At 72.1% G+C, this 20,680-nt stretch carries 25 protein-coding genes; 19 read left to right on the top strand and 6 right to left on the bottom strand.

Features of this window, described 5'->3' with window-relative positions:
- Positions 1-66: 66 nt before the first annotated feature.
- The 3 genes from GA0070604_RS08565 (at position 67) to GA0070604_RS08555 (ending at position 1,427) form a co-directional block, all read left to right on the top strand.
- Positions 67-459, top strand: coding sequence for a hypothetical protein (locus GA0070604_RS08565; RefSeq protein ID WP_091116978.1), 393 nt, complete (start codon positions 67-69; stop codon positions 457-459).
- 166 nt (positions 460-625) lie between these two features.
- On the top strand, positions 626-1,132 hold the full coding sequence (locus GA0070604_RS08560) for a DinB family protein (RefSeq protein ID WP_091116975.1): 507 nt from the start codon (positions 626-628) through the stop codon (positions 1,130-1,132).
- Between the two features lie 91 nt (positions 1,133-1,223).
- Positions 1,224-1,427 carry a hypothetical protein gene (locus GA0070604_RS08555; RefSeq protein WP_091116971.1) on the top strand — a complete coding sequence of 68 codons (204 nt, stop codon included), beginning with the start codon at positions 1,224-1,226 and terminating at the stop codon, positions 1,425-1,427.
- A gap of 61 nt (positions 1,428-1,488) precedes the next feature.
- Here GA0070604_RS08555 and GA0070604_RS08550 read toward each other — a convergent pair whose 3' ends face one another.
- Positions 1,489-3,549, bottom strand: a complete 2,061-nt coding sequence (locus tag GA0070604_RS08550; RefSeq protein WP_091116968.1) for an amylo-alpha-1,6-glucosidase — start codon at positions 3,547-3,549, stop codon at positions 1,489-1,491.
- A complete protein-coding gene (locus GA0070604_RS08545) occupies positions 3,546-3,938 on the bottom strand; it encodes an SCP2 sterol-binding domain-containing protein (protein WP_091116964.1) in 393 nt (130 codons plus the stop codon). Before GA0070604_RS08545 ends, GA0070604_RS08550 begins: the two co-directional genes overlap by 4 nt.
- A 117-nt stretch (positions 3,939-4,055) precedes the next feature.
- Here GA0070604_RS08545 and GA0070604_RS08540 point away from each other — a divergent pair, with 117 nt between their 5' ends.
- Positions 4,056-5,030, top strand: a complete 975-nt coding sequence (locus tag GA0070604_RS08540) for a glycoside hydrolase family 88 protein (RefSeq protein WP_244161794.1) — start codon at positions 4,056-4,058, stop codon at positions 5,028-5,030.
- Here GA0070604_RS08540 and GA0070604_RS08535 read toward each other — a convergent pair.
- Positions 5,014-5,523, bottom strand: a complete 510-nt coding sequence (locus GA0070604_RS08535) for a mycothiol transferase (protein ID WP_091116958.1) — start codon at positions 5,521-5,523, stop codon at positions 5,014-5,016. The genes GA0070604_RS08540 and GA0070604_RS08535 overlap by 17 nt on opposite strands.
- Before the next feature lie 79 nt (positions 5,524-5,602).
- Here GA0070604_RS08535 and GA0070604_RS08530 point away from each other — a divergent pair, with 79 nt between their 5' ends.
- The 7 genes from GA0070604_RS08530 to GA0070604_RS08500 all read left to right on the top strand — a co-directional run bounded on the left by GA0070604_RS08530 (position 5,603) and on the right by GA0070604_RS08500 (position 11,385).
- A complete protein-coding gene (locus GA0070604_RS08530; protein WP_091116955.1) occupies positions 5,603-6,118 on the top strand; it encodes a 2'-5' RNA ligase family protein in 516 nt (171 codons plus the stop codon).
- Positions 6,119-6,439: 321 nt separating this feature from the next.
- On the top strand, positions 6,440-7,918 hold the full coding sequence (locus GA0070604_RS08525) for a hypothetical protein (protein WP_091116951.1): 1,479 nt from the start codon (positions 6,440-6,442) through the stop codon (positions 7,916-7,918).
- A gap of 136 nt (positions 7,919-8,054) precedes the next feature.
- The gene (locus GA0070604_RS08520; RefSeq protein ID WP_091126978.1) at positions 8,055-8,429 is read left to right on the top strand and encodes a hypothetical protein; all 375 of its coding nucleotides are present in this window, start codon (positions 8,055-8,057) and stop codon (positions 8,427-8,429) included.
- A 50-nt stretch (positions 8,430-8,479) separates the two neighbouring features.
- Complete coding sequence (gene pip, locus GA0070604_RS08515) at positions 8,480-9,442, top strand: prolyl aminopeptidase (protein ID WP_091116948.1); 963 nt, start codon at positions 8,480-8,482, stop codon at positions 9,440-9,442.
- A gap of 16 nt (positions 9,443-9,458) precedes the next feature.
- On the top strand, positions 9,459-9,689 hold the full coding sequence (locus tag GA0070604_RS08510) for a hypothetical protein (RefSeq protein ID WP_091116945.1): 231 nt from the start codon (positions 9,459-9,461) through the stop codon (positions 9,687-9,689).
- A gap of 194 nt (positions 9,690-9,883) precedes the next feature.
- A complete protein-coding gene (locus tag GA0070604_RS08505; RefSeq protein ID WP_091116942.1) occupies positions 9,884-10,717 on the top strand; it encodes a metallophosphoesterase family protein in 834 nt (277 codons plus the stop codon).
- On the top strand, positions 10,714-11,385 hold the full coding sequence (locus GA0070604_RS08500) for a 4'-phosphopantetheinyl transferase family protein (protein WP_091116940.1): 672 nt from the start codon (positions 10,714-10,716) through the stop codon (positions 11,383-11,385). Before GA0070604_RS08505 ends, GA0070604_RS08500 begins: the two co-directional genes overlap by 4 nt.
- Positions 11,386-11,549: 164 nt before the next feature.
- Here the strand turns inward: GA0070604_RS08500 and GA0070604_RS08495 are convergent, their stop codons facing one another.
- The 3 genes from GA0070604_RS08495 to GA0070604_RS08485 all read right to left on the bottom strand — a co-directional run bounded on the left by GA0070604_RS08495 (position 11,550) and on the right by GA0070604_RS08485 (position 14,215).
- The gene (locus tag GA0070604_RS08495) at positions 11,550-12,293 is read right to left on the bottom strand and encodes an SDR family NAD(P)-dependent oxidoreductase (RefSeq protein ID WP_091116936.1); all 744 of its coding nucleotides are present in this window, start codon (positions 12,291-12,293) and stop codon (positions 11,550-11,552) included.
- A gap of 117 nt (positions 12,294-12,410) precedes the next feature.
- Positions 12,411-13,139 (bottom strand): MBL fold metallo-hydrolase, encoded by a 729-nt coding sequence (locus GA0070604_RS08490; protein WP_091116933.1) that lies wholly within the window; start codon positions 13,137-13,139, stop codon positions 12,411-12,413.
- 71 nt (positions 13,140-13,210) lie between these two features.
- Complete coding sequence (locus GA0070604_RS08485; RefSeq protein ID WP_377593414.1) at positions 13,211-14,215, bottom strand: DMT family transporter; 1,005 nt, start codon at positions 14,213-14,215, stop codon at positions 13,211-13,213.
- Positions 14,216-14,288: 73 nt separating this feature from the next.
- Between GA0070604_RS08485 and GA0070604_RS08480 the strand changes: the two genes are divergently transcribed.
- From GA0070604_RS08480 to GA0070604_RS08445, 8 genes are all read left to right on the top strand, one after another.
- The gene (locus GA0070604_RS08480; protein ID WP_091116924.1) at positions 14,289-15,248 is read left to right on the top strand and encodes a LysR substrate-binding domain-containing protein; all 960 of its coding nucleotides are present in this window, start codon (positions 14,289-14,291) and stop codon (positions 15,246-15,248) included.
- A 261-nt stretch (positions 15,249-15,509) separates the two neighbouring features.
- Positions 15,510-15,848 (top strand): PadR family transcriptional regulator, encoded by a 339-nt coding sequence (locus GA0070604_RS08475; RefSeq protein ID WP_091116920.1) that lies wholly within the window; start codon positions 15,510-15,512, stop codon positions 15,846-15,848.
- Positions 15,845-16,837, top strand: coding sequence for a DUF1700 domain-containing protein (locus GA0070604_RS08470; protein WP_208601989.1), 993 nt, complete (start codon positions 15,845-15,847; stop codon positions 16,835-16,837). The genes GA0070604_RS08475 and GA0070604_RS08470 overlap by 4 nt, the downstream gene beginning before the upstream one ends.
- Positions 16,838-16,964: 127 nt before the next feature.
- Entirely contained in the window at positions 16,965-17,747 is a 783-nt protein-coding gene (locus tag GA0070604_RS08465) for a hypothetical protein (RefSeq protein ID WP_141721253.1), read from the top strand.
- 61 nt (positions 17,748-17,808) lie between these two features.
- The gene (locus tag GA0070604_RS08460) at positions 17,809-18,117 is read left to right on the top strand and encodes a winged helix-turn-helix domain-containing protein (RefSeq protein WP_244161793.1); all 309 of its coding nucleotides are present in this window, start codon (positions 17,809-17,811) and stop codon (positions 18,115-18,117) included.
- 163 nt (positions 18,118-18,280) lie between these two features.
- Positions 18,281-18,679: a cytidine deaminase family protein gene (locus tag GA0070604_RS08455; protein ID WP_208601988.1), complete on the top strand. Its 399-nt coding sequence runs from the start codon at positions 18,281-18,283 to the stop codon at positions 18,677-18,679.
- A gap of 187 nt (positions 18,680-18,866) precedes the next feature.
- A complete protein-coding gene (locus GA0070604_RS08450; RefSeq protein ID WP_091116905.1) occupies positions 18,867-20,051 on the top strand; it encodes an NAD(P)/FAD-dependent oxidoreductase in 1,185 nt (394 codons plus the stop codon).
- 137 nt (positions 20,052-20,188) lie between these two features.
- Positions 20,189-20,572, top strand: coding sequence for a DoxX family protein (locus tag GA0070604_RS08445; protein WP_091116901.1), 384 nt, complete (start codon positions 20,189-20,191; stop codon positions 20,570-20,572).
- Positions 20,573-20,680 lie beyond the last annotated feature (108 nt).

The following is a 20,680-nucleotide window of genomic DNA, read 5'->3' as shown; positions in this document are numbered from 1 at the left end:
CCGGCATGACCGGGCGGATGGCGGGCATTCAGCCCGGGCACGGAAACCCAGCCAGGTGAGGTGGCGATGAGCAGCAGGAAGCGCCCGGACAGGGGCGAGGGGCGGGGGCCGGAGGAAGTCGCGCCGTGGGGCACCACCGACGGCTTCGACGCCGATCCGCCCTGGGGCGCCGGCGAGGACGCGCCGATGGACGAGGGCAGCGAGGAGCCCGCGGTCGCCGAGGGCCGGCGCGGCGAACGCCGGGCGGCCGGGGCAGCGCCGGGTGGGCCGCCGGCCGGCCGGCACGGCTTCGGCTCGGTGGAGCCGACCCGCGCCGCCGAGGCGGGCCCGGGCGCGCCGCCGGATCCGGGTCCGTCCGCACGGACCTTCCCGGACGACAGCGCCGAGGGGGACCTCCCGGACAACGCGCTGGAGGAGGCCACCGGCATGCACCCGGAAGGCGTCACCCGGCGCGGCTGACCCTCCGTCGGCAACGCTCACCGCGCTCCACACAGCTCAAGATCGTGCTCGATCCAGGAACCAGTGGCCTCGAACCGACCCGATGCCGCTGCTTCCGGGATCGAGCACGAACCTGTCGGTGGGTGGTCGTACGGTGTCCGCGTCCCTCGATGGAAAGGCGGGTGCCATGAGCGTTTCCGACCAGGTCCTCACCGGCGAGCGGGCGGACCTGCGCACCACGCTGCGGCGGCATCGCGGCTTCCTCCGGCAGACGGTCCAGGGTCTGACCGACGAGCAGGCCGCCCGGCGCAGCACGGTCAGCGAGCTCTGCCTCGGCGGGCTGATCAAGCACGTGGCGACCACCGAGGATCGGTGGATGCGGTTCGCCGTGGGCGGTGCCGAGGCGATGCGGAGCGAGCCGATCGACTGGGTCGGGCAGTTCCGGATGACCGAGGGTGAGACCCTCGCCGGGTTGCTGGCCGAGTTCGACCGGGTGGCCGGTGAGACCGACGCGCTGATCGCCACCCTCGACCTGGACGCCAGCCATCCGCTGCCGTCGGCGCCCTGGTTCGAGCCGGGGGCCAGTTGGTCGGTGCGGCGGGTGCTGCTGCACCTGATCGCCGAGACCGCGCAGCACGCCGGTCACGCCGACATCATCCGCGAGTCCATCGACGGGGCGAAGACGATGGGTTGACCGGCCGGCGCGGCAGCCGTCGCCCCCGCCGGGCCCGAGGTGCGGGCGGCGGTGTGACGTGACGACCGGTGGCGGCGCTGAGGGACACGAGATGGACGCGCACCGGATGGACCCGGAGACCGTCGAGCGACTGCTCGCCGGTTCCGTTCCCGACGGGCACGGCGGCCTGGAGATGCTCCGTCGGCTCCTCGCCGCCGCCCGAGCCGCGCCCCGCCCGCAGGAACTCGTCGGCGAGGCCGCCGCCGTACGGGCGTTCCGAATGACGTACGCCGGCGGCGTGACACGGCCGCGGTGAACGGCCTCGACCCGGCGGCCTCGGTCGCGGTGGCGCCCGGCCCGGGACGCGAACCGGCGACTCAGCCCTTGCGGGAACGCCCGCCGACGCTGCTGCGATCCCGGCCGTACGCGTCGGCGCGCCCCCACCGGCCGGGCACCTCCAGCAGTTCGATCCGGCCGTACCCCTCCGGGATCATCGGGTCCGCCAGCAGGTGCTCGCCGCACGGGCTCAGCCCGAGCATGGTGGCGAGCAGCATGAGCAGCGCCCCGGAGGACCACGACTGCGGCCGACCGGCCATCGGGAGCTGGACCGGGTACTTGGTCACCGGACGCGGGTAGCCGGCGATCACCTCGGGCACCGAGCCACCGAGCGTCTCCACCACGGCGAACATCCCGGCCGCGACCCGGGCCGCCTCCTCGTGGTGCCCGTAGCGGCGCAGGCCGGCGGCGACGACCGCGTTGTCCGACGGCCAGACCGCGCCCAGGTGTGCGCCGACCGGGTTGTACGGCCGCTGGCCGGCGGCGTACGTCCGCACCCCCCAACCGGAGAAGAGTTCCGGTCCGAGCAGGTGCCCGGCGAGCGCGCCGGCCCGCTCCGGCTCGACGATCCCGCTCCACAGCAGATGCCCGAGGTTGGAGGTGAGCGCGTCGACCGGCACGCCGTCCGGGGTCAACGCGAAGGCGTAGTACTCGCGCTGCGGCAGCCAGAAGTCGCGGTTGAACCGTTCCCGCAGCGCCGCCGCCCTGGCCTCCAGCCGCTCGGCGTACGCCGGGTCGCCCCAGAACTGGCGGGCCAGCCGGGCGCCCCGGACCATCGCGTCGTACGCGTACCCCTGTAGCTCGCTGGTGGCCCGGGGGAACGCCGGCTCGTGGCCGTGCCGGTCCACGACGGCGTCGGGCGAGTTGCGCCACACCTGGTTGGCCACCCCGTTGACGGTGTTGCGCGGTTGGTAGCGCAGGTAGCCGTCGCCGATCGGGTCGCCGTACTCGATGATCCAGTCCAGCGCGCTCCGGGTGGGGTGGCGCAGCTCCTGGACCAGGTCGACGTCGCCGCTCCAGCGCTCGTACTCGTCGAGCAGGATGACGAAGAGCGGGGTGGTGTCGGCCGCGCCGTAGTAGACCGCGGTGGGCTGCTCCTCGAACGCGGCCGCCTCGCCGTACCGCAGCTCGGAGAGGATCTTGCCGGGCTCCTCGTCGTGCAGGTCGTCGGGTTGGCTGCCCTGGACCAGCGCCAACATGCGCAGCGTGGCGGGGGTCAGCTCGGGGGTGAACGGCAGCGTCTCCAGGCAGGTGATGAGGGCGTCCCGGCCGTACAGGGTCATCGCCCAGGGCAGCCCGCCCACCGGCACCCGCTCGGTGTACGACAGCGGCAGGTAGCGCAGCGCCGCCAGGTCGGCCAACGCCTGCTCGTACGCCCGCACCAGGGATCGCCGGTTGCTGGCGAGCTGCGGCGCCTGGTCGAACCACTGTTTGAGGTCCGCGCGCATGTCCAGGCGTGCCCGCTGGCGGTGCGCCGCCAGGCTGCGCCGCAGGTCCCGCCCACCGGCGCCGTGGATGACCATCTCGACGTACAGGTCGGTGTGCCACTCGCCGTCCGGGTCGACCCGGATCCGGAAGGTCATGCCGCCCTGGTCGACGTCCACCGGCGCGGTGCTGGAGACGATGGTTTCCCGGGAGAACTGCTCACGCCGGTAGCAGATCCGTAGCTGCCGGTGGTCCGAGGCTGCCGTGATCACCGGTTGGCGTGGCCCGGGTTGGCGGATCTCGGCGGTGTCGGCGAAGTCGCTGGCGATCTCCATCCGTACGATGAGCTCGGCCGGTTCCGCCGAGTGGTTGAGGACGGTGATCCGCTCGTGCAGGCCCTCGTTGATGGAGCGGTGCCGGATCACCGACACGTCGGCGTCCACGTAGTGGCTGGCGGCCCCGGGCACGACCACGAACCGCGTCTCGAAGTACGCCAGGTCGTCCCGGGACAGCGCGTGCAGCCGTTCCCCGTCGAGGGTGAGCACCCAGTGGGACAGGAACCGGGTGTCGAAGGAGAACAGGCCCGTCGGCACCCGCGGGTCGACCTCCATGTCGCCCTCCGCGTCGCTGAGCGCGAACGAGTTGCCGGCGAGGACGTGTGCCAGGTTCTGCTTCATCGCGTCTCCGTCCCGGTCCCGGGCCGCGTACCTCCGTCGGCCTGACGGGGACGCCGGGCCCCTGACGGGCCCGGGAAGAGCCGGCGCAGCGTCAGCAGCAACCGCACGTCGCCCTGCACGTTGATGTCGTTGCGCAGCAGCGCCGCCACCAGGCGCGGGCTGCCGGCGGCGAGCCGGTCGAAGACGGCCCGGCTGGCGTGGACGACCATGTCGGCGTCGTCGGTGGAGCGGGTCACCTGGACGTTCTGGTCGTCGATGGTCAGGTACCAGTGCTCGGTGCTGCCGCCGTCGTGCAGGTCGAGGCGGACGGTGCCGGCCGTGGTCTCCGGCAGCTCGGGGTGCCGGCCGCCAACCTGCTCGATCAGCCGCTGCGCCATCGAGTCGCCCATTCGTCCTCCCCGTGTCCAATGGTCCCCGCAGGTTCCCCGCCGGACGGGTGAACCCAACTCGCCCGATCCGGGTGAGATGGCCTTGCCCCAGGGGCGACCGACGGGTACGGGATACGCATGACACGGGACACGACGACAGATCGGGTGCTGACCGCGCTGCTGGCCATGCAGCGGCAGTCGTGGGAACAGGGGGTGACCGGGCACGCCCTGCTCGATCTGGGTCGGGACGAGCTGGCCGTGTTGGTCGCCGACGCGGCGGTGACCCGGCAGCACCCGGACGGCCGGCTCGGCGACGTCTCCGGCGAGGCCGGCGCGGTCAACGGCGCCGCCTGTGGCGAGGCGGTCCGGCACGCGGCGTCGACGGACGGGGATCCGCGCTGGTCGGCCGCCCTGGCGGCGCAGCTCGACTGGCTGGTGGCGCGGGCGCCCCGGGCCGCCGACGGCACCCTGTTCCACCTGCTCGACAACCGCCAGGTCTGGCCGGACACCGTGTACATGGTGGTGCCGCTGCTCGCCCTGCTGGGCCGGACCGACGTCGCCGCCGCCCAGGTCGTCGGGCACCGCCGCCGGCTGTACGACGAGCGCATCGGCCTGTACGCGGCGCGGTGGGACGAGGACCGGGGCGAGCTGGATCGGGCGGAGTTCTGGGGCACCGGCAACGGCTGGGTGGTCGCCGGGATCGCCCGGGCGCTACGCCTCGCGCCGGCCTGGCCGGCCGGGCTTCGGGACGAGTTGGCCGGGCACGCCCGGACGGTGCTGGACGCCTGCCTGGCCCACCGGGCCGACGACGGGTTGTTCCACGACGTGCTCGACGATCCCGGCACGTTCCGTGAGGCGAACACCGCGCAGATGCTGGCGTACGCCGCGCTGACCGGGGTGGCGGACGGCTGGCTGCCGGCGACCTGGCTGGCGGTCGGCGCGGATCTGCTGGCCGCCGCGGGCCGGCGGATCGACCGGTACGGGCGGGTGACCGGGGTGAGCGGGGCACCGGACTTCGCGGGGCCGGGCACCTCGCCCGAGGCGCAGGCGTTCCATCTGCTCGGGCAGGCCGCGCTGGTCCGGGCCCGGGCGGCGATCAGCCCCGCGCGATGAGCCCGCGCACGTACGCCGCCTGTCCGGCGTGCTGGAGGTCGTCGGCCAGCACGCTGACCAGCCGGACGCCGAGGGTGACCGGCGGATCCCAGTTCGCGTCGACCACCCGGTCCAGGTCGGCGGGGCGCAGCCCGCGCAGGAAGGCCCGGGTCCGGTCGACCACCGCCCGGTGGTAGTCCACGAGCACCTGGCCGCTCTCCGGGCGTACCGCGGCGATCTGGTCGGGGCCGTGTCCGAAGCCGGTGTCGTCCGGGTCGGGTGCGAGCCCCAGCCGGCCCGCCCAGTCGCCGGTGGTCCAGAGCTGCGCCTCCCCCAGCACGTCGGCGACGTGGTGGTCCTGGATCCGGGTCAGGTGCCAGACCAGCCAGCCGACCGGGTTCGTCCCGGCCGCCGGGGCCCGGCGCAGCTGTTCCGGGCTCAGCCCGGCGACGGCCGACTCCACCAGCTCGGGCAGCCGGCCGTACGCGTCGGTCAGCAGGTCGTTCACGTCCACGGTCCACGCTCCTCCGTCGGTGCCACCTGGGGCAGTACCGCCCACCGGGCCGGGCAAACCTCACCTCTAGGGTGATCGGGTGGTCGCGGCGCTGGAGCTGTATCTCGACATCGACGCCACCCGGCGGATCCGGGTGCTCTGGGACGCGTTGGAGTCCGAGGGTGTGCAGAGCATGCGGTCGCTGCTGGAGCAGCGGCACCGCCCGCACGTCTCGCTGGCGGTGGCGCCGCGCTTCGACCCGGACCGGGTGGCCGAGGCCCTCGCCGGGATGGTGGTCGCGGCCCCGCTGCGGCTGGAGTTCCAGCACGCCGGCCAGTTCGTCGGTCGGGTGCTCTGGCTCGGGCCGGCGCCCACCGCCGAGCTGCTGGCCCATCACGCCGAGGTGCACCGCCGGCTGGCCCGGGCCGGCATCGGCCTGGTCGAGCACTACCAGCCGGGGCGCTGGGTGCCGCACTGCACGCTCTCCATGCGGGTGCCGAACCCGCTGGTGGCGGTGGCGGTCCGCCGCTGCCTGGAGGTGCTGCCGCTGACCGCCACCGTGGTCGGCGCGTCGGTCACCGACCACGCTCGCGGCATCTCGCACCCGCTGCCCTGAGGCTCAGCGCGACCCGAGGTCGACGATGAAGGTAGAGGTCGGGCGGGCGCGCGGTCCGGTGCGCGTCTGCTCTCGCGTCGTCGTCGCAGCGGTCATGATGCGGGGCGGGTCGCGGTCCTGGCCAGTGGTCTCGACCCAGGCTGCCGGGGGCCGCCGGCCGAACGCCTCGATCCCCGGACCGGGGCGTTCACCGGTCCCGCCGACGGAGGGCCGGGGCGGGGCAGGGCCCGCGCGGCGACGACGGTACCGTTGCGCCTCATCATGCCCTGCCGGGCGGTCATCCCGCCGGCCCGGCGCTGGCGAACTGACGGAGGATGGCGTATGTCCAACGGCGAGGAACCGTTCGCATCCCATGACGACGTGTCCGCGCGGCCGCGGTTCGACCTGGTGCTGCGCGGCTACGACAAACGCCAGGTGGACCGGTACGTCCAGCAGATGGACGGCGAACTGTCCGCGGTGACGGCCGACCGGGACCGGGCGCACCGGCAGGTGCGGGAGCTGACCATGCAGATGCAGCGGACCCAGGCCGAGGCGGCGGAGCTGCGGCAGCGGCCCGCGCAGGTGGACCGGGCGTCCTTCCGGGACCTCGGGCCGATGGTCGACCAGATCCTCGACCTGGCCGAGAAGCAGGCCGGGCAGATCAGCGAGGCCGCCTCCAAGCGTGCCGCCGAGCTCCAGGCCCAGGCGGAGAAGGTGCTGGCCACGGCGCGGGAGGAGGCCGCCCGGGAGCTGCGCGAGCTGGACGAGGAACTGTCGGCACGCCGCGTCGAGCAGGAGAAGGCGCAGGAGGAGCAGCGGGCCGCCGCGCAGGCGGAACTCGCCTCGATCCGGGAGCTGGCCGAGAAGCTGCGGGCCGAGGGGCAGGCCGCCCACGAGCGGGCGCAGCAGGAGGCCAAGCGGATCACCGAGCAGAGCACCCAGCAGGTCGAGCAGGCCCGCTCCGCGTCGGAGGCGCTGGTGAAGGCGGCCCGTACCCAGATCCAGCAGGAGGTGCAGGCCAACCGGAGCAAGGCGCAGCAGGAGCTGGCCCAGTGGCAGGCCACCATGGCCCGCGAGCTGGACGAGCGGCGGGCCGCCGCCGAGCAGGAGCTGGCCGACCGGGCCAGCGCCGCCGAACGGGACATCGCCGCGCTGGTCGCCGAGGCCCAGCAGTACGCCACCGAGGTCCGCGAGCGTGCCGACGAGGAGACGGCGGCGCACCAGGAGCGACTGTCCACGGTGCAGCAGGAGATCCAACAGCGGCAGGAGGTTCTCGCGCAGCTCCAGGCCGAGTTGGAGACCGTCGGCCAGCAGCTCGAACGCGCCCGCCAGGAGATCGTCACGATCGAGCAGAACGGGGCCGCGCTGGAGGAGCGCCTGGTCGAGGTACGCCGGGAACTGGCCGCCGAGTCCAAGCGGCTGGACGACGCGCGCCGGGCGGCGGACCTCGCCGAGCAGCACGCCAAGGAGACCCGCGCCCGGGTGCAGCGGGAGGCGAAGCGGGTGGCCGACCTGGCCGCCGCCGCGGTGATGGCAGCCGCGGCGGGCGGGAGCGAGACCGCCGAGTACCCGCAGGTGGGCCGACCCGCTGCCGAGCCTGCCGACCGCGGCGGGGTCGACCAGGCGCCCGCGGATCGGCTCACGGACGCCGCCCCGGACCGACCTGCCACTGCTCCGACCGGCGAGCGGGTGGTGCTGGACGGCCCCAGTTTCGACGCGTTCGCGGTGCGCACGCCGACGCAACGGTCGGCCCCGGACGAGGAGTCGACGGCCGCTGAGCCGACGGCGGGCTCCGGCGCCGGCATCCCGGCCAACGCCTGACTCGCGGCACCGTTCCTGACCGGCACCGCCCCCGGGGTGCCGGTCAGGAACCGGCCAGCCTTGCCCACATACCTCGCCGCATGCAAATATGTGGATCACTGTGCGTACCGCTGAGACTTACGGGGAGTTGATCGACGTGCGGAAGGTGTCCTCGATCGCGGCGGCCGTCACCTTGACGGTCGGCTGCACCGGCGTGGTGGTGACCGGCGTGGCCGCCCCGGCCAGCGCGACCTGCAGCCACCCTCACTCCAACATCGACAGCGGCAGCGGCAAGCTCTTCAACGGCAGCAACATCAACATCCGCACCGGCCCGCACACCTCCTGCCCCTCGAACGGATACGGGCAGCTCAGCCACAACGTCGACTTCTGGTGCTACACCAGTGGCGACGGGGTCACCGCGAACGGCTACACCACCCACAGCTGGACCTACCTGAAGGACACCACGACCGGCGTGTCCGGCTGGGTCGCCGACGCCCTGCTGAAGGGCCTCGGCAGCCAGATCGCCTGCTGACCGTCGCCCGCCCCCCACGGCCGGCGGCGGGCCGGGCAGGATGGGTCGTCATGAACGAGCCAGCCCTGTACCCGCCGATCGAGCCGTACGCCACCCATCGGATCGCGGTCGGCGACGGCCACGACCTGTACGTGGAGGAGGTGGGCCGGCCGGACGGCGTACCGGTGGTCTTCCTGCACGGCGGGCCCGGCGGTGGTCTGGTGCCGGCGGCACGGCGCTTCTTCGACCCGGACCGCTACCGGGTCGTGCTGTTCGACCAGCGCGGCGCGGGCCGCAGCACCCCGTTCGGCGAGCTGCGCGCCAACACCACCTGGCACCTGGTCGCCGACCTGGAGGCGATCCGGGCCCGGCTCGGCATCGACTCCTGGCTGGTGTTCGGCGGCTCGTGGGGCGTCACCCTCGGCCTGGCGTACGCGCAGACCCACCCCGACCGGGTCACCGGCCTGATCCTGCGCGGCGTCCTGCTGATGCGGCGCAGCGAGCGGGACTGGTTCTACCAGGGCGGCCTGCGCCACCTCCAGCCGGATGAGTGGGACCGGTTCCTCGCCCCGATCCCGGCGGCGGAGCGCGACGACGTGCTCGCCGCGTACCACCGGCGGTTGCACGGGCCCGACGACGCCGAGGCCCGGGCCTGCGCGGCGGCGTGGGGACGCTGGGAGGCGATCAACTCCGCCCTGCGCCCCGACCCCGACCTGCTCGCCCACTTCACCGCCGACGAACAGGCGCTGCCCATCGCGCGGATCCTGTCCCACTACGCGGTGCACGGCGGCTTCCTCGCCAGCGACACCCAACTCCTCGACGGGGTGGACCGGATCCGCCACCTCCCCGCCGTCATCATCAACGGCCGCTACGACCTCTGCTGCCCGACGTCGTCCGCCTACGACCTGGCGCGGCGCTGGCCCGAGGCGGAGCTGCGGATCGTTCCCGACGCCGGCCACTCCGCCGCGGAACCCGGCATCGCCCGGGAACTGCTGCGCGCCACCGACCACTTCGCCAGCCTGCTCACGAGCTGAGCGAGGAGCTGACAGGTTGTTCAGATTCTTACGCAGCAGATCCGACGACCCGGCCGGCCACAACGACCGGTTGGCCACCGGGCAGGGCGCGGCCGGCCAGTCGACCGACTCGATGTGGCGGTGCACCGCGTCGTCCGCGACCACGAGGAAGAAGTCCAGGTCGGAATGGGCGTCCAGCCGGTCGTACGCGACGCCGGCCGAGCCGAGGCCGAGCAGCGCCGCGGTGTCCGGCCGGGTGGCGAGGTGAGCGGCGAGGTCGTCGAGTCGACGCAGCATCGGGTGCATACCGTCGTCCCTTCCGTGAGGAGTCGACGTTCATCCCGTCCGGCCCTGCACGCCGCCGGGGTCGCGGCACCGTTGCCCGGCATCCTTGCCCGGCTGACCCCTGTTGCTCAGGCTCCCGTCTATCCATTCGGGAGCGACAATGGCAAGATCGACCGGGTGACGGGTTCGCTGTTCGCGGTCAGTGACCTCCATGTGTCGTACGCCGAGAACCGCCGGATCGTGGACGGCCTGCGGCCGGAGACAGCCGACGACTGGCTGATCGTGGCCGGTGACGTGGGTGAACTCTTCGGGGCCGTCGAGGAGACGCTGCGCCAGCTCCGCGACCGGTTCGCCACGGTGGTCTGGGTGCCCGGCAACCACGAGTTGTGGACGCACCCGTCGGACCCGGTGACGCTGCGCGGCCGAAACCGCTACGACGCCCTGGTACGGATGTGCCGGGACAACGGCGTGCTGACCCCCGAGGACGACTATCCGGTGTGGTACGGGGAGGGTGGCCCGGTCACCGTCGCGCCGTTGTTCCAGCTCTACGACTACTCGTTCCGCGCGCCGGGCACCAGCACCAAGGAGGAGTCGCTGCGGCGGGCGTACGACGCCGGGGTGGTCTGCACCGACGAGATGCTGCTGCATCCCGACCCGTACCCGGATCGGGAGTCCTGGTGCTGGGCGCGGCTCGCCGAGACCGAGCGCCGGCTGGCCGCGACCGACCCGGCGCTGCCGACCGTGCTGGTCAGCCACTGGCCGCTGGTCCGCGAGCCGACGGACGTGCTCTGGTATCCGGAGTTCGCCCAGTGGTGCGGCACCGAACGCACCGCCGACTGGCACGTCCGGCACCGCGCGGTCGTCGCCGTCTACGGGCACCTGCACATCCCGCGCACCACCCACCATGACGGGGTGCGCTTCGAGGAGGTGTCGCTGGGCTACCCGCGCGAGTGGGGGCGCCGGGGCGGCGAACCGAAGCCGATGCGGCGGATCCTCGGGGTGGCGTCGTGATCGAGTCGCTGCTGCCACCGTCGGTGGTTTCCGTCGAGGCGTTCGCGGACCAGCCCGGTGAGACGCCGTACCCCGGCGAGGAGGACCTCGTCGCGAGGGCGGTCGAGAGCCGCCGCCGCGAGTTCGTCACCGCCCGCCGCTGCGCCCGGGAAGCCCTCGGCCACCTCGGGTACGCCCCGGCCCCGATCCGTCCCGGGCCGAAGCGGGAACCGCTGTGGCCGGCCGGCGTGGTCGGCAGCATCACCCACTGCTCCGGCTACCGGGCCGCCGCGGTCGCCCGCAACACCGCGCTGGCGAGCCTCGGCATCGACGCCGAGCCGCACGGCGTACTGCCCGACGGGGTGTGCGAGGCGGTGACCGTCGCTGGCGAGCCGGAGCTGTTGCGCCGCCTGTCCCACGCCGATCCGTCGACGCACTGGGACCGGCTGCTGTTCAGCGCCAAGGAGTCGGTCTACAAGGCGTGGTACCCGGTGACCGGCCGCTGGCTGGGCTTCGAGGAGGCGGAGCTGTCCATCGATCCCGCGTCCCGTAGCTTCACCGCCCGGCTGCTGGTCGACGGCACCCGTACGGACGGCGGCCCGCCGCTGACCGCGCTGCACGGCCGCTTCCTGGTCGCCGACGGCCTGATCGTCACCGCTGTCGCGCTGCCGCTGCCGGAGCTGCCCTGACGACAGCGCCCGCGCCGCCCAGCAAGGCGTCCGAACCAACGCGGCCGGACGTGTCGGTTCGGACGCCGATCGCCGCCTGACGCTCCTGACAGGCGCTCGTTGATCAACGGTCGGGCCCGGTGAGCGTCTTGCCAAGGCTGGACAGTATGGCGGTGAGCCGATGATCAGATGGTGAAGCCGCCGTCGACGTTGACCGTCGCCCCGGTGATGTAACGCCCGTCCGGGCTGGCGAGGAACGCCACCGCGGCGGCCACGTCGGCTGGCGCCGCGTAGTGGCCGAGGGCGGTGAACCCGTTGATCGTGTCGGCGTTGGGGCCGTCGGCCGGGTTCAGTTCGGTGTCCGTGGCTCCTGGATTCACCAGGTTCACGGTGATCGCCCTGCCACCGAGTTCGCGTCCGAGCGCCTTGGTCAGGCCGATCAGCGAGGTCTTGCTCATCGCGTACAGCGAGAAGCCCGGGAAGACCGCACGCTCGGCCACGTTGCTGCCGATGTTGATGATCCGCCCACCGGCCGACATGTGGCGTACCGCGGCCTGCGACGCGACGAACGGCGCCCGGATGTTGACCGCGACGGTCTGCTCGAACTCCTCCAGACTCAACTGCTCCAGCGGTCCGAGCAGGAACGCCCCGGCATTGTTGACCAGGATGTCCAACCGACCCAACTCACCGGCGACCCGGTTCACCGCGTCGACCACCGCCGCCGGGTCGGAACTGTCCGCCTTCACGGCGATTGCCCGCCGTCCCGCGGCCTTGATCTGGTCCACCACGTCGTCGGCGCGTTGCTGGTTCTGCTGGAACGTCAGCGCCACATCGGCGCCCTCCTCGGCCAGGCGCACGGCCACCGCGGCGCCAATGCCACGACCACCACCGGTAACCAGAGCAACCTTGCCGTCAAGCGCCTTGTTCATGATGGAAATTCTGGTCGCCAGGAGGCCAGTCGTCTGGCGGTGATCAGACGCCGCGTTCGCGGCACCGACCCGAAGGCCCCGCCTGCCGTCCTGCCTCGTGGCTCTCGACTGTGGCCATCAGCCTTTCGTGCCGGTCGCCGCCGCTGCCTTGACCTGGCGCACCGCCTCCTTGACGCCTCCGTTCCACGGTGTGCCGTGGCCGGGTAGCACCCAGGCCGCGGGCAGTCCTTCGAGCCGGTTGAGCGAGGCGACCGCCTGCTCCGGGTCATCGGTGAAGGGGGCCGGTTGTGGGCCGTGCCGGCCGGTCAACACATGGCGGGTCGTGAGCCCGTCCCCGACGAAGATCGCGTCGACGACAGGCACATGGACGGCGATGCTGCCGGGTGAGTGGCCCGGAAGCCCGATGATGCGCGGAGCGCCTGGCAGGTCGAGCGTTTGGCCGTCGTCGACCTCGACCACCTCGCTGAGATACGTCGTACGCATCCCACCCATGCGGCTCGCGTACCAGAGGAAGCGGGCCGTCGCACCGAGTTTGATCCGCCCCCAGGTGTTCTTGGGTTTGATCTCGCCTCGTGCTCGGGCGGCGTCCGCCCCGTGGACGTAGACCGGAACGCCGTGATCACGCCGGAGCCGCTCGGCGAAACCGAGGTGATCGGTGTCTCCGTGCGTGAGGATGACGCCACGGATGTCGCCGAGTGACCGGCCCATGCTGGTGAGCGCCGTGGTCAGCTCTCGCCAGTGGCCGGCCAGACCGGCGTCAACGACGGTCACGCCCTCGTCGGTGTCGATCAGATAGACCGCCACCAGGTCATTGCCGATGCGGTGCAGGTGGGGACCGAGCCTCACGGTTTGCCTCCCCCGAGCGTTGCCGACCTCCACACGACGACCACGATACGCCTGACCTGCGGCGGCAGTGGCTACCGCGCCACCGCTGCCGGTCCCGTGGGGCCGTCCGGTGCCGGATCCAGCGCATCGTGGATCTTGGAGTCGGGCCGGCCGGGCACCGGACGTGAGCCCTGGTCCTGGCGGCGCTCCCGGGCCGGCCGGGCCTGCAGGACAACGACGGAGGACAGCACCAACGCCCCGCCGGCGAGCTGGACGGGGCTCAGGGACTCGCCGAGAACGAGCGCGGCCAGTGCCGTGGTGACCACGGGTTCGAAGGTCGACAGGATGGCGGCGGTCGAGGGGCCGGTCCGCTTCAGACCCGCGAAGAAGGTGAGCATCGCCAAGACGGTGGAGACGACGGCGATACAGGCCAGCCAGAACCAGCCCGGCAGCCCGAAGTCGAGGTCGACCCCACCGGTGACCAGGGCGCGCGCGCCGAGGGTGCCGGCAGCCCCGGTCATCACCAGCATGGAGAGGACCACGGGCGGCAGCCGGTGCACGACGGTGTCGGCGACGAGGATGTAGACCGTGTAGGTGATCGCGGAACCGAAGGCCAGGAGCGCCCCACGCGGGTGGAAGCTCACACCGCCAGCGCCGAGGAGGACCAGCAACGTTCCGCCGGACGCGGCCACCAGCGCGGCGCAGCGCCCGGGTGTCAGCCGGTCCCGGCCGAGCAGCACCGCCGCCACGGTGACCAGGACGGGGTACGTGTAGAGGATCAGGGACAGCAGCGAGGCGTCCATCAGCCGCAGGGCCGAGAAGTACATGCCCGCCTGCGCGGCGTACCCGACCGCGCCCAGGCCGATGGCGATGGCCAACACGCGGCCACGCGCTGCCGCCGGACGGCCGGTCGGCTCTCGCTGTGGACCGCGTAGGCCCGGTCGCAGGAGCAGGAGTGTCGCCAGCACCGCGGCCGCCAGACCGAAGCGCACCAGGAGCAGCGCCCCGGGCGAGACGCCCGCGTCGTAGGCGAGCTTTCCGAAGATGGCCATGGCGCCGAAGCACGCCGCGGAGAGAAGACACAATGCTGGACCCACGCCGTCAAGGATCAGCGACCGGACTTGCCAGGTCTAGCGATGATTGATGAGGTTAACTCGTTAGGATTCCTGCATGGTCGCGCTGGATCTCCGCCGCCTCCGCTTCCTGCGTGAGTTCGAGGAGCGGGGAACCCTGGCGGCGGTCGCCGCAGCGCTCGGCTACAGCCCGTCCACCGTCTCCCAGCAGCTGGCCATCCTGGAGAAGGACGCCGGCACCCCGCTGTTCGAGAAGGCCGGGCGGGGCGTACGGCTCAACGATGCCGGCCACCTCCTGGCCCAGCACGCGCGCGTACTGCTGTCGGCGGCCGAGGCGGCAGAGGCGGACCTGGCGGCCCTGAGCGGCGACATCCGGGGCACCGTACGGGCCGGCGGCCTGCAATCGGCGGCTCGTCGCCTGCTGGTGCCCGCCGTGGCCCGCATGATGGTCGACCATCCACAGGTGCGCCTGGAGATCTTCGAGCTCGAACTCGAACAGACGTTGCCGGGCCTGCGTCTGGGCGCGGTCGACCTGGTCATCGGCGACGAGTACGACGGCCATCCCCGCCCCCGCCCGGCCGGACTGCGCTACGCGCTCCTACTCGAAGAGCCGCTGAAGGTGGTGCTGCCAGCGACGCATCCACTGGCCAGGTCGGGTGGACCCGTCGCGGTCGCCATGCTGCGATCCGACGTCTGGACCGCCTCCGCCGAAGGGACCGGCCATCACGCCATGGTTGTCGGGACCTGCCGCACCCTCGGCGGTTACGAACCCGACCTGCGACACCGCTCCAGCGACGCCAACATTCAACTCGAACTCGTCCGCGTCGCGGCAGCCGTCGCGTTGATGCCGGCGTTGACCCTGCCGGCGCATGACCCCGCTCTCGCCGTCCGTGACGTCGCCGAAGCCGCCCTCCGACGCCGACTGGTCATGGTCACCCGAGACAGCCCGCCAACTCCCGCACTGACCGCCCTCCTGACGGCCGTCACCGATCAGGCGCACAAGCTCGACCAGGTCGGATCCGAGCCCGGTTCCGGGACGTCCGCCGGCGACGGCTGAACCCGGTCGGCCGGGTTGTCGGGTGGCGTTCGCCCCGGCCGCCCGGACCGGACGCCTGCCTACGGCAGCACCCACGCCGCCCGGCACGACGGCGTGTCACCGGTCGCCCGAGCCGCGATCACGGGAGCCTGCCTCGTGTTCACCCGCCGGTTCGTCGCCGACAACCGGCGGGGCATCCCCCCCCCCCCCCCCCCCCCCCCCCCCCCCCCCCCCCCCCCCCCCGCCGCCCGATGCCTTGCTATGCAAGGTATCTTGTTTGCCATGGACAACACGCGCGAGCGGATCACCACCAACATCCGCAAGGGCGTACTCGAGTACTGCGTGCTCGCGTTGCTCGCGCAGCGCGACATGTACGGCCTGGAACTGGCCGACTGGCTTGTCGCCCGCGGTCTGACCGCGAGCGAGGGCAGCCTGTATCCGCTGCTCGCCCGCATGCGGCAGGCGGGCAGCGTCGAAACCCGTTGGCTGACCCCCGAGCAGGGGCATGCCCGGCGGTACTACGCGATCACGGCCCAGGGACGGGCGCAGTTGCGCGTGTTCGCGGCGGTGTGGCGCGACATCCAGCCGCACGTGGATGAGCTGATAGCGGAGGAAGCATGACCAACGACGTCCTACCCGAGGCGGCAGAGACCTACCTGCGAGCACTCGGCGTGGAGTTGTCGGACGCGCCGCCCGACACGGTGCGGGAGATCATCGAGGATGTCCGCGCGCACATCGCCGATGCCCTGGCCAGCGGGCGAACCATAAAACAGGCCCTGGCCGGCCTCGGCAGCCCGCAGGCCGTGGCGGGGCAGGCGCGTGACGAGCTCGCACTTCCGGACGGCGCTCTGGACCACGCGGCGCGTGCCGGCCGAACCCTACGTGCGATCGCCGTGGCGGTTGGCGTGCTGACCGCCGTGTGCGTGAGCTTCCTGCTGCGTACGGCGCTGCCACTGGATCTGACCGAGGCCGGCCCTGACGAGCAGAGCATCGTGCAGCGGTACGGCCCCGGGCTCGCGATGCTCACCCTGCTGCCGGCGCTCATCGCGGCCGCGCCGTTCGCACTGCCCGCCAGGGCGCGCGGCGTGACGGGGATCGCCGGTGCGGTGGTTCTCACCGCGCTCACGTTCGTCGGGGGCGAGATCGGCCTGTACTACTTCCCGCTCGCGCTCCTGCTCTGGGTGGCGGCGATCGCGCCGTCGAGGATTCGGCGTGGGATCGGCCGGGTCGCCGTACGGTCGTGGCACCTCGCCGCGGCGGCGTTCGTGGCTCTGCCCGGACTACTGGCCGCGTCCTCGGTAGCCGCCGGCAAATTCGGTATGGACTGGGTCGGTGTCGCGCTGTGGGTCGCCGGGCCGATCACCCTCGGCGTGCTGTGCGCGTGCGGAATCCGGGCGGCGTACGCGGTGACCGCGCTGGCCGGCGCGCTGGTCATGATCCTCGCGATGGTCGAACGTGGCTTCCTGTTCGCGGCCTTCTGGCTGTTCGGGGGGCTGTACCTGATGGTCGGGGCCAGCGGCTTCGCCGCGGTGCGGGCCAAGACGCGCGACCGGGCCGGGCAACGACCGCCGGCGGATCGACGGCGATCCACGGCACTGTCCGGCGGTTGATCGCGGCTCGACACCTCCTCGCCGGCCTGGCCGACGCCACATCCCGATGCTGACGCTTGCCAGGCGTCGGGAGGCGACTACACTTTGCGTTGCAAAGTATCGTGCTGATGCAAAGCTTGGGAGCGCCATGGATCAGACGAGCGAGGGACAGGCAACGCAGACGTTGGCCGAGCTGGAGCGACTACGACGACGGACACGGATACGCGCACACGGCGGGGCATGGCTGCCAGCCCTCGGCATCGCCGCGCTACTGCTTGCGAGTAGCGCGCTCTACCGCCACCCATTCGCCGCGACCTACAGCATCTCCATCGACTCCCCCTTCTGGGCCGGGCTGCCCGACGAGCAACGCGACCCGCTCGCGTCGTACCTGTTCTGGTTCCTCTGCACACCAATGCTGCTCGCCGCCGTCGGCGCCTGGTATCGGTGGCGGTCGCGCTCGCTGGGCCTGCGGGTGGCCTGGCCACTGTTCGCCGGTACCGGCCTCGGCGTTCTGCTCCTGCTGGCCGTGCTCGCGGCCGTGCCGACACAGGAACAGCAACAGTCCGACGCTCTGAACCCGAGCCCGGACCACTTCTGGCTGGCCGGCCTGCTTACCCCCTTGCTGCCGATCGCGGCGGCCGTGATGGCCCTGGCCTGGGCAGAGCGCAGCCGGAGTCTGATGATCGCCGGCGGGTGGATCGCGCTCCTCACGGTCTGGCTGTGCGGCTGGGTCCCGATGGGATACCTACCAGGCTGGGCCACCGACATCCTCGACGGCGACCTGACCGGCATTATGAGTGGGCATCCGAACTCCCTCGGCGGACGAATCGACTGGCGGCCGGGGATGTGGCTCACCCTGATGGCTCTGCCGCTGCTCACGTTCGCGGCGATCCGGGGCTGGCGGAGCTGGCGGGCGGCCAACGGTGGCTGATTCGCCATCGCCACCCGAGCCAGAGCCCCCGGCTCATCCAGCGCTGGCGTTGGACGATGTCGTGCACCAGCGCGTACGGCTCGCGATTCTCACCGTGCTGAGCGAGACGCAGGAGTGCAGTTTCTCCACCCTTCGCGACGAGCTGAAGCTGACCGACGGCAACCTCAACCGGCACCTTCGTGTCCTCGAACAGGCGAGCATGCTCCAGGTAGTCAAGGGATACGAAGGCCGGCGCCCCATCACCTGGTTACGCCTGACCAGACAGGGCCGAGCGGCGCTGCGCGCCGAGATCGCCGCTCTGGAACAGCTGGTCGCCCGAGTCCGGGATGCAAGCACCGCCCACCTGGACAACGACACGGGCACCCCCTGACCGACCTGCCGGAACGCCCGCCGCTCCGGCTCGGAGTGCACCGCCTCGGCCGCCCGCAACAGCGCCCTGCCAGTCGCTGAGGTGGGCGGTCAGGCTCCGCCTCGGCCGCTTCGCTCCCGGCGGCGGCGCGTGCGGCCGGTAGTCTCGCCGGATGCTGGCGTCCATGCGTGACCTGGACAACGATGACCGAGAGCTGATCGAGTACGCCCGACAGATCGTCGATGCCAACACCGACGGCGTCGATGGCGTACACACCATGGGGGCAGCGGTACGTGCCGCCGACGGCCACATCTACGGCGGGATCAACCTCTACCACTTCACGGGCGAACCGTGCGCAGAACTCGTCGCGCTCGCTCATGCCCGTGCCTCCGGCGCTCGCCAGCTAACGACGATCGTGGCCGTGGGCAACTTCGGGCGCGGACCGGTCGGGCCATGCGGACGCGACCGCCAGGTGCTCTTCGACTACCACCCCGACATCAGGGTGCTTGTGCCGACGCCCGACGGAACGAAGAGCATCTGGATTCGCGACCTCGTGCCGCTCGGCACGCTGTGGACGCCATAGCTTGCCGCCTCGGTGAGTCGCCGCCGGTGAGCAGGGCACAGCCCGGTTGGCCCCTCGAAGCTGTCGCCCGGCCGTGAGGGCTCCGCGTGTCGGGCCCACGCCCGTGGAGTGGTCTGCCTCACACGTTGTCAGAAGGATCGGTCCCCCGGTGTCTTGAGGCCGAACCCCTGGCAACGGAGGAGCCACTATGACTGGGAACATCGATGTGATCGTGGTCGGCGGCGGGTACGCCGGTGTGATGGCGGCCAACCGCCTGACCCAGCGCGACGACGTGGCAGTGACTCTGATCAACCCGCGCCCGACCTTCGTCGAGCGGATCCGCCTGCACCAACTGGTGGGCGGGTCCGACGACGCGGTAGTCGACTACCGAGACGTCCTGGCCGAGGGCGTCCGGCTGGTGGTCGACACGGTGAACAGTATTGACGCGGCCGAGCGCAGCGTGACGTTGGCGGCCGGCGGCACGGTCGGCTACGACTATCTGATCTACGCGGTGGGCAGTGGCAGCGCCGACCCGCGTGTGCCCGGAGCGGCCGAGTTCGCGTACCCGATCGCCAGCCTGGAGGAGGCGCAGCGGCTGCGGCCGACCCTCGACGCCATGCCGACGACGGCGGCGGTGACGGTTGTCGGAGCCGGTCCGACCGGCATCGAGACCGCCGCCGAGCTGGCGGAGGCGGGCCGTAGGGTGACCCTGGTCTGCGGCGGGGTGCTCGGCCCGTATCTGCACGCGCGCGGTCGGCGCTCGGTTGCCAGGCGGCTGGCCAGACTCGGCGTGACCGTGGTCGACGGCCCCGGCGCGAAGGTGACGGCGGTGACCCGCGATGCCGTGCGGCTCAGCGACGGCCGCACGTTGCCGAGCCAGGTGACCGTCTGGACCGCCGGGTTCGGCGTGCCGGACCTGGCCGCGCGCAGCGGGCTGAGCACCGACGCCGCCGGCCGCCTGCTCACCGATGAGACGTTGACGAGCGTGGACGACGTACGCATCCTCTCGGCCGGGGATTCGGCGGCCCCGTCGGACCTGCCGTTCCGGATGAGCTGCCAGGCCGCGACGAGGATCGGCGCGCACGCCGCTGACACGGTGCTGGCGCGGATCGCGGGTGAGCAGCCGACGCCCATCAACCTGGGGTTCTTTGGCCAGTGCATCAGCCTGGGGCGTCGCGCCGGCATCTTCCAGTTCGCTTCCAAGGACGACGCCGCGAACGGGTTGTACCTCGGTGGCGGCCCGGGCGCGAAGCTCAAGGAGTTGGTCTGCAAGGTCACCGTCAAGCATCTGGCGGCCGAGGCACGCAAGCCCGGCTCGCTCACCTGGGTCAAGGACGACAAGCGCCAGGAGTTGCTGCGGGCCAAGCACGGCGAGGCGCTGGCCACCCGCTGAACCGACAGCATGCGCCACACGTCGAGCGATTCCAGCTCGAACGGCTACCGACCATCGACGGTGTCCCATTGGAACTCCGCCCGCGCCCGTGGGCCCAAGACACCGGAGTCACCCCTACACAAGGCAAGGAATACCGCATGAACCTCGCTCTTTGGATTGCTGCCGGACTGCTGGCAGCGGTCTCCCTAACCGGTGGCATCACCAAGACGTTCATACCCAAGGAGAAACTGGCAGCGATCAAGGGCGGGGAATGGACCGGACACGCAAGCGCCGGCTTCATCAAGACCATCGGGGTCCTCGAACTCCTGGCCGCGGTTGGCCTGATCCTGCCCGCCGTGCTCGACATCGCACCGATCATGGTGCCAGTGACCGCCGCCTGCTGGATTCTGCTCATGGTCGGCGCGGCGATCATCCATGGCCGGCTCGGTCAGTCCACGTTGGTCATCGTGAACCTGGGCTGTGTCGTGCTTGCGACCTTCATCGCCTGGGGCCGCTTCGGCCCTGAGCCCTTCACCGGCTGACGAAGACGCGCCGCGGGCGGGGTGGTGGACTGTCGGCGCGGGGTGATCCCACGCATGGGCCGCCCCGGCCGCGGCTTCGACCGGACTGACCGGCCGCTCGCCAGCCAA

Origin of the sequence: Micromonospora eburnea, assembly GCF_900090225.1 — a bacterium.
Taxonomy (GTDB): domain Bacteria; phylum Actinomycetota; class Actinomycetes; order Mycobacteriales; family Micromonosporaceae; genus Micromonospora; species Micromonospora eburnea.
This window is presented reverse-complemented; position numbering and strand designations above follow the sequence as displayed.